General features: G+C 51.0%; 7 protein-coding genes. All 7 read left to right on the top strand.

Annotated elements, in window-relative coordinates; all coding sequences use genetic code 11:
• The first annotated feature begins 28 nt into the window (after positions 1-28).
• The 7 genes from hrpB to fhuA all read left to right on the top strand — a co-directional run bounded on the left by hrpB (position 29) and on the right by fhuA (position 12,901).
• Complete coding sequence (gene hrpB / locus G4551_RS04285) at positions 29-2,458, top strand: ATP-dependent helicase HrpB (RefSeq protein WP_003837500.1); 2,430 nt, start codon at positions 29-31, stop codon at positions 2,456-2,458.
• Between the two features lie 80 nt (positions 2,459-2,538).
• A complete protein-coding gene (mrcB, locus tag G4551_RS04290; protein ID WP_003837501.1) occupies positions 2,539-5,076 on the top strand; it encodes a bifunctional glycosyl transferase/transpeptidase in 2,538 nt (845 codons plus the stop codon).
• 565 nt (positions 5,077-5,641) lie between these two features.
• Entirely contained in the window at positions 5,642-6,184 is a 543-nt protein-coding gene (locus tag G4551_RS04295; protein WP_003837506.1) for a fimbrial protein, read from the top strand.
• Positions 6,185-6,234: 50 nt separating this feature from the next.
• Positions 6,235-6,948, top strand: coding sequence for a fimbrial biogenesis chaperone (locus G4551_RS04300; protein WP_168150125.1), 714 nt, complete (start codon positions 6,235-6,237; stop codon positions 6,946-6,948).
• Between the two features lie 32 nt (positions 6,949-6,980).
• A complete protein-coding gene (locus tag G4551_RS04305) occupies positions 6,981-9,464 on the top strand; it encodes a fimbria/pilus outer membrane usher protein (RefSeq protein ID WP_003837511.1) in 2,484 nt (827 codons plus the stop codon).
• Between the two features lie 35 nt (positions 9,465-9,499).
• A complete protein-coding gene (locus G4551_RS04310) occupies positions 9,500-10,501 on the top strand; it encodes a fimbrial protein (RefSeq protein ID WP_231501066.1) in 1,002 nt (333 codons plus the stop codon).
• A gap of 210 nt (positions 10,502-10,711) precedes the next feature.
• Entirely contained in the window at positions 10,712-12,901 is a 2,190-nt protein-coding gene (gene fhuA / locus G4551_RS04315; protein WP_003018594.1) for a ferrichrome porin FhuA, read from the top strand.
• Positions 12,902-12,946: the final 45 nt, after the last annotated feature.

The following is a 12,946-nucleotide window of genomic DNA, read 5'->3' on the forward strand; positions in this document are numbered from 1 at the left end:
GAAGAATGTTAACCCTCTGGAGCTATTTGTGACGTCGTTGCCCGTTGCCGCCGTAGTGCCTGAACTGTTTACCGCCCTTGATGCCTCGCCGCAGGTGCTGCTGACCGCGCCGACCGGTGCCGGGAAATCGACCTGGCTGCCGTTGCGACTGCTTGAACATGGTGGCATCAAGGGGCGGATTATTTTGCTGGAGCCGCGTCGTCTGGCGGCACGCAACGTGGCGCAGCGGTTGGCGGAGTTGCTGAACGAAAAGCCCGGTGAGACCGTGGGTTATCGCATGCGCGCGCAAAGCTGCGTGGGGTCGCAGACCCGGCTGGAAGTGGTGACGGAAGGCGTCCTGACGCGCATGATCCAACGCGATCCCGAACTCACTGGCGCCGGGTTAGTGATCCTCGATGAATTTCACGAACGGAGCTTGCAGGCCGACCTGGCGCTGGCGCTGTTGCTGGATGTACAGCAAGGTCTTCGTGACGATCTGAAACTATTGATCATGTCCGCAACGCTCGATAACGGGCGCTTGCAGCAGTTATTGCCCGATGCGCCCATGATTATCTCTGAAGGCCGCACATTCCCCGTCGAGCGACGGTATCAGCCGCTGGCGGCACATCTGCGTTTTGACGAAGCGGTGGCGATAGCCACGGCGGAGCTACTGCGCCATGAAAGCGGGTCGCTGCTGCTGTTTTTACCGGGCGTTGGGGAAATCCTGCGTGTGCAGGAACAACTGGCAACGCGTGTGGGCGGCGATGTTGTGTTATGTCCGTTGTACGGCGCGTTGACGCTGGCTGAGCAGCGTCAGGCGATTTTGCCCGCGCCGCAAGGTAAGCGCAAAGTGGTGCTGGCGACCAATATTGCCGAAACCAGCTTAACGATTGAAGGCATCCGGTTGGTGGTGGATTGCGCCCAGGAGCGCGTGGCGCGCTATGACGCGCGTACCGGTTTAACGCGGTTGATTACCCAGCGCATTAGCCAGGCATCGATGACACAGCGAGCCGGGCGAGCTGGTCGTCTGGAGCCAGGTATCTGCCTACATTTGCTTGCCAAAGAGCAGGCGGAAAGAGCGGCGGCGCAGGGAGAGCCTGAGATATTACAGAGCGATCTGTCCGGACTACTGATGGAGCTGCTGCAATGGGGATGTACCGATCCTGAGCAACTGAACTGGCTGGATACGCCGCCCGCTATTAACCTGCAGGCGGCAAAACGGCTGTTGCAGATGCTGGGCGCGCTTGAGGGCGACAGGCTCAGTGCCCGTGGGCAGAAAATGGCGGCTTTGGGTAATGATCCCCGTTTAGCGGCTATGCTGGTTAGCACCAAAAATGACGATGAAGCGGCATCGGCCGCAAAACTGGCCGCAATTCTGGAAGAGCCGCCGCGCGGGGGCAGCACCGATTTAGCTGTGGCGTTTTCACGAAATCAGCCCGCCTGGCAGCAGCGCAGTCAACAATTATTGAAACGGCTTAACGTACGCAGCGGGCAGCCCGACATCGCGTTGCTCCCTTTGTTGCTGTCGCAAGCGTTTGCCGATCGGATCGCCCGTCGACGTGGACAAGAAGGGCGCTATCAACTGGCCAACGGCATGGGCGCGATGCTGGATGTCGATGACGCCCTGGGGCGCCATGAGTGGCTGATAGCGCCGCTGTTACTGCAGGGTAGCGCATCGCCAGATGCGCGTATTTTGTTAGCGTTGCCGCTGGATATTGAAGCGTTGATGCAGACGTGTCCTGAACTGCTGCAACAGTCCGACACCATCGAATGGGATGAAGCCCAGGGAACGTTAAAAGCACTGCGTCGGTCGCGTATCGGCCAGTTGACGGTAAAAGTACAGCCGCTAGCCAAGCCCTCGGAAGAAGAGTTGCATCAGGCGATGCTGAATGGTATTCGCGATAAAGGGCTAAGTGTGCTCAACTGGACGCCGGAGGCCGAGCAGTTTCGGCTGCGTTTGCAATGTGCGGCAAACTGGTTACCGGAGTACGACTGGCCTGCGGTAGATGAGGATTCTCTGCTGAAGACGCTCGAGCTCTGGCTGTTGCCGCACATGAGCGGTGTGCACTCTTTACGCGCGTTAAAAGCACTCAATGTGGGTCAGGCATTGCGCGGTTTGCTGGACTGGTCAATGCTGCAACGTCTGGATAGTGAACTGCCAGCGCATTACACTGTGCCAACGGGAAGCCGGATTGCCATTCGCTATCATGAGGATAATCCTCCTGTATTGGCCGTTCGGATGCAGGAAATGTTTGGTGAAGCAAACACCCCGACTATCGCCCAGGGACGCGTGCCGCTGGTACTGGAGCTGTTGTCTCCGGCCCAAAGACCGCTACAGGTGACGAGCGATCTAAGCGCGTTCTGGCAGGGATCGTACCGCGAGGTGCAAAAAGAGATGAAAGGGCGTTATCCCAAACATGTCTGGCCGGACGATCCGGCGAATACCGCGCCAACGCGGCGCACCAAAAAGTATTCATAAATTGAGAGATTTCTTCTTCTGTCGCAGGACGGAAGAACAGAGAATCGGGCCTTTGCGCCTGAATGTTGCGGAGAAAAAGCATGGCGGGGAATGACCGCGAGCCAATTGGACGTAAAGGGAAACCCTCGCGTCCGGTGAAACAAAAGGTGAGCCGTCGTCAACTCAGAGATGAAGAGTATGACGACGATTATGATGATGATGACTATGAGGATGAAGAACCGATGCCGCGTAAGGGTAAAGGCAAAGGGCGTAAGCCTCGTGGTAAACGCGGCTGGTTCTGGCTGCTGGTAAAACTGTCGATTGTTTTTTTGGTGCTGATCGCCATTTACGGCGTCTATCTGGACCAAAAAATCCGTAGCCGTATCGACGGTAAAGTCTGGCAGCTTCCGGCGGCAGTATATGGCCGCATGGTTAACCTTGAGCCAGAAATGCCCATCGGCAAGAACGAGATGGTGAAGCTGCTAGAGGCCACGCAGTATCGTCAGGTCTCGAAGATGACGCGTCCGGGCGAATTCACCGTACAGGCGAAGAGCATTGAGATGATTCGTCGTCCGTTTGACTTCCCGGACAGTAAAGAAGGGCAGGTGCGCGCACGTCTGACCTTTGATGGCGATCATCTGGACACTATCGAGAATATGGATAACAACCGCCAGTTCGGTTTCTTCCGTCTCGATCCACGCCTGATTACCATGCTCTCTTCACCTAACGGCGAGCAGCGCCTGTTTGTCCCGCGCAGTGGATTCCCGGATCTGCTGGTAGATACGCTGCTGGCAACCGAAGACCGTCACTTCTATGAGCATGATGGCGTCAGCCTCTACTCGATTGGTCGTGCGGTGCTGGCCAACCTGACGGCCGGTCGCACGGTGCAGGGGGCGAGTACGCTGACTCAGCAACTGGTGAAGAACTTGTTCCTGTCCAGCGAACGTTCTTACTGGCGTAAGGCCAACGAAGCCTACATGGCGCTGCTGATGGATGCGCGTTACAGCAAAGATCGCATTCTTGAGCTGTACATGAACGAAGTCTATCTCGGTCAAAGCGGCGATAATGAAATTCGCGGCTTCCCGCTTGCGAGCCTCTATTATTTCGGTCGTCCGGTGGAAGAACTGAGTCTCGACCAGCAGGCGTTGCTGGTGGGGATGGTTAAAGGGGCGTCAATCTATAACCCATGGCGTAACCCGAAGCTGGCGCTGGAGCGTCGTAACCTCGTGCTGCGTTTGCTGCAACAGCAGCAGATCATCGATCAGGATCTGTATGACATGCTGAGCGCGCGTCCGTTAGGCGTACAGCCGCGTGGTGGAGTGATCTCGCCACAGCCTGCCTTTATGCAGATGGTGCGTCAGGAGCTACAGGCGAAACTCGGCGATAAAGTTAAAGATCTCTCCGGCGTGAAAATTTTCACCACCTTTGATTCCGTGGCGCAGGACGCTGCGGAAAAAGCGGCGGTGGAAGGCATTCCGGTGCTGAAGAAACAGCGTAAGCTGAGCGATCTGGAAACCGCGATTGTGGTGGTTGACCGATTCAGTGGCGAAGTTCGCGCCATGGTTGGCGGGGCAGAGCCGCAGTTCGCGGGCTATAACCGTGCGATGCAGGCGCGTCGTTCGATTGGTTCTCTGGCGAAGCCGGCGACCTATCTGACTGCGCTCAGCCAGCCGAAGCTTTACCGCCTGAATACCTGGATTGCCGATGCGCCGATTGCGCTACGTCAGCCGAACGGTCAGGTCTGGTCGCCACAGAACGATGATCGTCGCTATAGCGAAAGCGGAAAAGTGATGCTGGTGGATGCGTTAACCCGCTCCATGAACGTACCGACGGTAAATCTGGGGATGGCGCTGGGCTTGCCTGCCGTGACTGATACCTGGTTGAAGCTGGGCGCGCCGAAAGATCAGCTTAACCCGGTTCCGGCCATGCTGCTCGGGGCGTTGAACCTGACGCCAATCGAAGTAGCACAGGCGTTCCAGACTATCGCCAGCGGCGGGAACCGTGCGCCGTTGTCGGCGCTGCGTTCGGTGATTGCCGAAGATGGTACCGTGCTGTACCAGAGCTTCCCGCAGGCTGAGCGTGCCGTTCCGGCGCAGGCGGCGTATATGACGCTGTGGACCATGCAGCAGGTGGTTCAGCGTGGTACGGGTCGTCAGCTTGGCGCGAAATATCCTGGCTTGCATCTGGCAGGGAAAACCGGGACCACCAACAACAACGTGGATACCTGGTTTGCCGGGATCGACGGCAGCCAGGTGACCATCACCTGGGTGGGCCGCGATAACAACCAGCCAACCAAGCTGTACGGTGCCAGCGGCGCGATGTCGATTTATCAGCGTTATCTGGCTAACCAGACGCCAACACCGCTGGTGCTGACGCCACCGGAGGATGTGGTGGATATGGGCGTAGACTACGACGGTAACTTCGTTTGTAGCGGCGGGATGCGCACGCTTCCGGTATGGACCACCGATCCTGATTCGCTGTGTCAGCAGGGTGAAATGCTGCAGCAGTCGGGGAATCCGTTCGATCAATCTTCTCAACAGCCGCAGCAGCAGCCTCAACAGCAGCAACCGCCGCAGCAAGAGAAGAAAGACAGCGATGGCGTGGCTGGTTGGATAAAAGATATGTTTGGCGGTAACTGATTTTTTAGCTGTCCTCCCCCGCATCGGTGCCTGCTGATGTGGGGGAATTCTCCCTCTTGCTGTATTCGCATTTCGGTCTGTATAGCAAGCTCAGGATAGGGTGAACAGTGATGGTGTTTCCTGCCTATATTTTCCGTTTAATCATAAATTCAATATATTATTTTTTTTGTATGTATCATCGGTTGGTTGATTTTATTCTATTTTTTCTGCGTTTTTTTATTATCTACCCGTATGCATATGTGAGTGATATTGTTTTTATGAATATGTTTATGCTGGCTAAAACCACCATTAAGAAAATATTATTTCCATAAATTGTTCTGCTAAAACAAGATGTTGTGTGTTGTTTCTTTATTTTTGGTGAATGTGTTGATTAGCTTTTATTCATCATGGTACGTAGAATAGATGACACAAGGGAATGTTTTAAACTGAATGAGTTGATAAAGATATATTATATCTATGATGTTGTTGGATTTATATTCCAGCACTTCTCCAGCCATTGTCTATTTCCCCTCTGTGTTAACTTTTCTCTTCATTGATTTTTGTGAACATATGTAAGGAATACGTTATGTGCAAAAAAATTATCATCTCGTTGCTTGTCAGTAGTGCAATGGCAACTGTAGCAACATCTGCTTTTGCCGTTGATACCGGGACGGTAACGTTTAATGGGAAAATTCTTCCCGATAGTTGCGTGGTTGATGTAAACGGTACAGCGACAAACGGTACTGTGACGTTTAACAACCTTTCTCAAACTGCGTTTGGCGAAGATAAAAAAGTCGGCGACACGCAATCTTTTGCGATTACGCTGACAGAATGTGATGCTGCGGTTGCCAACCTCAATATCAAATTTGATGGGACGCGTATTGCCGGATACGACGATGAAGTCTTGCAGGCGACAGGGACTGCGCAGAACCTCGGGGTACGTATGCTTCCAGAAGGGAGCAGCAACTACGTGAAATTTGATGGCTCAGATCCTGAAGCGGCACTGAATAAGACTAACGGCGAGAGCGTGGTTTTTAATTATAAAGCTGAGGTTATCCAGGTTGGTAGCACTTTACCAACTACCGGTGATTATACCGCACAAGCGACCTATACTCTGCTTTATCGTTAATCATCATAAACCTGGCCCAGGCAGGGCCAGTATTTCAATGGAATGGAAAGATGAAACGACTTATCACAGCATTAATACTTATATTAACCTCGGGATTAAATTCGGTTCAAGCTGGCGTAGTAGTGGGTGGCACACGAATTATATATCCGGCTAACCAATCTGAAGTACAGATTGCTTTAAAAAATAAAGATAATGATAAACGTTATCTGGTGCAGAGCTGGGTCAGTAATATTGATGACAGCAAAGCGCCATTTATTATGACACCGCCAATTTACAAATTGGACGAAAACCGCCAGACGCTGCTACACGTGGTTTATACCGGAAATAAATCGGCGCTGCCTCAGGATCGTGAGTCATTATTTATGGCGAACATCAAATCTGTTGCAGCGATCCCAGAAGAATTGCATGACAAGAACACGTTACAATTTGCCATTAAAACTAAATTAAAACTGTTTTATCGCCCGGCCTCATTGACAGAAGACGAGGCAAAAATGGCCTGGCAATCGTTGCAATTTAGCCGCCATCAAAATCGACTGGTGGTGAAAAACCCCACACCCTTCTATGTCACCTTCGGACAGATCTCTGTGGCGGGAAAAGCGATTAAACCGGCTACAAACCAGTCCTCTCCGACGGCATTAACGATGATGGTCGCTCCATTTGGTGAGCAGCGTTTTCCGCTGCCATCGGCAGTAAAAGGCAACGTTGTCTGGACCGCAATTAATGATTTTGGCTCAGAAACCGAACAGCGTAAACAGTCGCTGTAAATCAGCTATCGATGAGTTATGGGGTGACATTTATGCCTTCACATCGTACTGCCCGGCTTTTTGCTCTCAATACGCTGACATTCGCTATATTGACTGCGAGTGGTTCCGTTTGTGCTGATGATTATTTCAATCTCAGTGTACTTGAAACGGGAACCCCACTTGAGAATACCGGGGCGCTTGAAGCTTTTTTACAGCATAATGGTTTATCCCCCGGACGTTATTTAACGTCGATTGTTTGGGATCAGGATCGCATTGATAAACGAAATTTAAATTACCTCCTTTCAAAAGATAACAGCAAACTGATTCCGCAATTTACCAAAGCGGAGCTGCGCGAACTGGGCGTTAAAGTTGATACGGTTCCGGCATTAAATAATGTTAACGAAGATACGTTGCTGGGTGATATTAGCGAATATATCGCGGATGGACGCTATGACTTCAATCCGGAAACACAGGTGCTGCAATTACGTATTCCGCAGATCTACCGCGACCGCAAAATTTCGGGCGAAAGCAATCCCACTTTCTGGGATGACGGCATTCCGGCTCTGTGGACCAGTTACTATATTTCGGGATCGCACCAACAATCCGGAGGTCAAAATAATGTTTCGAACTGGGCAAGTTTGAATTCAGGGATGAATATCGGCCCCTGGCGTTTGCGTAACACCAGCAATTGGGGGAGTGATAATGGTTGGCAATCTATTAATACGACGCTTGGACGCGATGTCAAAGCATTGCGTAGCCAGCTTCAGATAGGGCAAACCTACACTAACGGCGAACTGTTCGATAGCGTGCAGATGACGGGCGTTAAGCTGGAGACAGATACCAGTATGCAGCCCAGTGGATTACAGGGCTTTGCCCCGGTCGTTCGTGGGATTGCTAATAGCGATGCCAAAGTCACCATTAAGCAAAACGGTTACACCATCTACCAGACCAACGTCTCGCCTGGCCCGTTTGAAATTCGTGATTTAACGCAGGTGACGGCAGGAGCGGATCTGGAAGTCACCGTGACGGAGGCCGACGGTACAGATCGCAGCTTTATTCAGGCCAGCTCCTCGGTGCCGATTATGCAACGTGAAGGCGCGCTGAAGTACAGCCTGGCAGCCGGGAAATATCGCGATGTTGATAACGGTGAGGAGCCGGAATTCAGCCAGGCTACGGCAATTTATGGCTTACCTTTCGGAATTACCGCTTACGGCGGTCTGCAGGGCGCGTCGATGTATCGCGCCGGACTGGTCGGCATCGGAGCTGATTTACGCGATTTTGGTTCGCTGTCGATGGATCTGACGGCGGCGAGAACCGCGTTTGACGACGAACGCGCGGATGCGAATGGCCAGTCGTGGCGCGCGCAGTACGCAAAAGATTTTCCGTTAACCAATACCACGGTCACGCTGGCCAGCTATCGTTATTCCACCTCCGGGTTTTATACCTTTCAGGAGGCTCTCGATCAGCGTAATAACAGCTACGACGATGACAGCATCTATAGCTATCGCGATAACTATAACCGTCGCAGCCGCCTGCAACTTAATCTTTCTCAGTCGTTACAGAACTGGGGATCGGTATACGCCAACGCTTATCAGCAAGATTACTGGGGAATGGAAGGCCATGAACGAAGCGTGAGTCTCGGTTACAGCAGCAGTTGGCAGGGCGTTAACTGGTCGCTGAATTACAGCATGACAAAAACGCCATCAACCACTAACGATCAGCAGTTTTCTATCTCAATGAATGTCCCTCTTTCGCGTTGGCTGGCGAATGCCTGGGGAACATATACTCTGACAAGTTCAAAAAATGGTAATAGTGCACATCAGGTTGGCGTCAGTGGAACGTTACTGGAAGATAACAATTTAAATTATAACCTTCAGCAAACCTACACCGATAACGATGTCGGTTATGGTGCCTATCTCTCTTCCCGGTATCGGACATCGGTTGGCGAGTTCAGCGCCAATTACAGTTATCAAAAAGACAGTAAACAGTGGGGCTATGGCGCCCAGGGTTCCGTTGTTGCGCATTCGCAGGGAATAACGCTTGGACAATCCATTCAGGATGCTTTTGCCATTGTGCACATTACCGATGGCGATAATGTAAAAATACAAAATTCCCGGGGGGTTTACACCGATTATTGGGGCAATGCCATTGTGCCAACTTTAACCAATTATCGCCGTAATACTATTACTGTGAATACTCAGGGACGTGATGATATTGATATTCAGGATGCTTCTCTGGATGTGGTTCCGACAAAAGGGGCCGTCCTGAAGGCTGACTTCACGGCGCGTTCAGGTAAGCGTGCATTACTTACCTTAAAACATGGTCAGAGCGTGGTTCCTTTTGGTGCTCTGTTAAGTATGGACGGTACGACATCGATCGTGGGTGACGACGGTGAAGTGTATGTCACTGGGCTAAAAGGAACACAGCGCATTGAGGTGCAATGGGGAAATACCGCACAGACGAAATGTACGGGTAGCGTAAGCGTGCCTGAGAACATGGGTACGGGAATTCTCTCAGCTACGGTTAATTGCCAATAATGGAAGATGGCTTATGAATACGGAAATTGTCAGATATGAGTAAAAGGAACATAAACATTTTCAGGGCTATGTTGATCATATTGATTTTAGCTGGATCTGCGGCACCTGTTTATGCCGCCACATGTACCGGAAATTACCCGGAAAATGGCGCAATGACCTTTCAGCTACCGGCAAGCATCACTGTGGAGCCTGACGTATCAGTTGGTACGGTTATTTATGAGGGAAGCATTGAGAGCGGCCAAATCGATATGGATTGCCAGGATACTGGCAACAAATACAAAGGTTACGCAGTGTTAACGGATGCCGATGCCCGCAATGGAGTGCTGGAAGGCGTTTATCAGACTAGCGTTCCAGGTATAGGTATCCGCATGGCTGAAGCGGAAGAACGAACACCTACCTTTACCTCTGAGGATATCGTCACACCCATGCATTTTTATAGCTATGGAGCAAGCGGATGGAACAGTATTCATACAAAGTACCATGCGTCAATGCAGTTGGTTGTGACGGGCGACGTCGAGGATGGTTATCTTGATACCTCCCGGCTGACAGCGCAAGAGAAGTGGGGTAATGATGTGATAGCTCAGATATTGGTATCTCCCACCAGCATTCATATCCAGACTAATACCTGTAACCTGGAGGATAAAAATATCTACGTGCCGCTGAAGACGATTAATGTCGATAACTTTGACAGTCAATTTTCAGAAGTACTCACCGATAACAGTTTCAAAATCGAGATTTCTGATTGTCGGGCAGGTACCCAAATCGATTATAAGTTCAACAGTGCTGGTTCGACAGGTGTTACGGATGGCAATATTTTGGCTATCGCCAGTGGAGACAGCTCTGCCAGCGGTGTCGGTATCCAGATTCTGGACACGAACAATAATGTGCTGAGTTTTGATCAAACCTATACCGCTGTGAGCAGCACCAGCGCTAACGAAGTGGTAGAAATTCCGCTGAAGGCACGCTATGCCAAAACCGGCAATGTCAAAGCCGGGAAAGTGGACGCCGTCGCGACTTTTGAGGTCTTTTACCGCTAACGCCTTGCGACCCGCTGCGGCGGGTTGTCAGCGCTCTAACATTCCAGCCTAATTTATTAACCCTTTCTTTTCATCTGGTTATTTCTTAACCCCTCAGTTTTAGTAGGGGCGCGTATTGCTTGCTATCTCGCCAGAGTTTCGAATATTATGCTGCCGTTATAATAATAATTCTCGTTTACGTTATCATTCACTTTCATCAGAGAAATACCAATGGCGCGTCTTAAAACTGCTCAGCCAAGTTCATCACTGCGTAAAATCGCAGTAGTGGTAGCCACAGCGGTTAGCGGCATGTCTGTCTATGCACAGGCGGCGGTTGACCCGAAAGAAGAAACCATCACCGTAACTGCAGCTCCTGCTCCGCAGGAAAGCGCATGGGGGCCAGCTCCGACCATTGCTGCTAAGCGTTCCGCTACTGCGACCAAGACTGATACGCCTATAGAAAAGACACCACAGTCTGTTTCGGTAGTGACCAACGAAGAGATGCAAATGCATCAATTCCAGTCGGTGAAAGAGGCTCTGGGATATACGCCTGGTGTGACTGTTAACAGTCGTGGCGCATCTAACACCTATGATTTTGTGATTATCCGTGGTTTCTCTTCCGTCGGCCTGAGCCAGAATAACTATCTGGATGGACTGAAATTGCAGGGTAACTTCTATAACGATGCGGTTATTGATCCCTACATGCTTGAACGTGTTGAGTTGATGCGTGGCCCAACGTCTGTACTCTATGGTAAGAGCAATCCTGGCGGCATCATCTCTATGGTCAGCAAGCGCCCGACCACAGAGCCGTTAAAAGAAATTCAGTTCAAAATGGGGTCGGACAATTTGTTCCAGACCGGTTTTGATTTTAGTGATGCGCTGGATGACAACGGGGAATTTTCCTACCGTTTAACCGGGCTGGCGCGCTCAACAAATGAGCAGCAGCAGGGTTCTGAATCACAGCGTTATACGATCGCGCCTTCCTTCTCATGGCGTCCTGATGACAAAACCAACTTTACGTTCCTGTCCTATTTCCAGAACGAACCGGAAACAGGTTACTACGGTTGGTTACCAAAAGAAGGCACCGTTGAACCGCTGCCAAACGGCAAGCGTTTGCCGACCGATTTCAATGAAGGTGCCTCAAACAATACTTATTCCCGCAATCAGAAAATGGTGGGATACAGCTTTGAGCATGGCTTTAACGATACATTTACCGTTCGCCAGAACCTGCGCTTTACTGAAATGAAGACGTCGCAGCAGAGTGTATACGGCACCGGGATCGCTTCCGATGGCCATACATTGAACCGTGGAACGGTCGTGGATGATGAGCGCCTGCAAAACTTTAGCGTCGATACGCAACTGGAAAGCAAATTTGCTACCGGTGCTGTGGAACATACTTTGTTAACTGGTGTTGATTTCATGCGCATGCGTAATGATATCAATGCTGCGTTTGGTAGTGCGCCACCCATTGATCTTAACGGCAACTATGACCCTGAGTATTTTGCATTTGGTGATACCGAACCGTATCAGATGAATGAAACCAAACAGACTGGTATCTACGTTCAGGATCAGGCTGAGTGGAATAAGTGGGTGTTTACCGTCGGCGGTCGCTACGACTGGTCTCAGCAAGCTACAACAATACGCCAGAACTCTTATACGCCAACGGAAGGATATATTGAGCGTAATGATCACCAGTTCACCTGGCGTGGTGGTGTAAACTACCTGTTTGATAATGGGATTACGCCGTATATCAGCTACAGTCAGTCGTTTGAACCGAGTTCATTTGACTTGTGGAGCGTGCCACGCGTTTCCTATGAGCCGTCCAAAGGCGAGCAGTATGAAGCCGGGATTAAGTATGTACCGAAAGATCTGCCGATTGTCGTCACCGGTGCGGTTTATCAGTTGACGAAAACCAATAATCTGACTGCTGATCCAACGAATCCACTGGCTCAGGTTCCTGCCGGTGAAATCCGTGCTCGTGGTGTTGAACTGGAAGCTAAAGCGGCGCTTACCGCGAATATCAACATGACTGCGTCTTATACCTATACCGATGCGGAATACACGAAAGACACCAATCTTAAGGGAAATACACCTGAGCAGGTGCCAGAACAAATGGCTTCTCTGTGGGGTGATTACACCTTCTATGAAGGTCCGTTATCTGGCCTGACGCTGGGTACCGGTGGGCGCTTTATTGGTTCAAGCTATGGCGATCCAGCAAATACCTTTAAGGTGGGTAGCGCAGCAGTCATGGATGCTGTTGTAAAATACGATTTAGCGCGTTTCGGTATGGCTGGCTCCAGTATTGCGGTTAACGTTAATAACTTGCTTGATCGTGAATACGTCGCCAGCTGCTTCCAGACCTATGGCTGCTTCTGGGGCGCAGAACGTCAGGTCGTTGCAACCGCAACCTTCCGTTTCTAATTTCTATTGGGCACGCTTTGCGTGCCCGTTTTACAAGTTGGCTGC

Origin of the sequence: Citrobacter freundii ATCC 8090 = MTCC 1658 = NBRC 12681 (assembly GCF_011064845.1) — a bacterium.
Lineage (GTDB): Bacteria > Pseudomonadota > Gammaproteobacteria > Enterobacterales > Enterobacteriaceae > Citrobacter > Citrobacter freundii.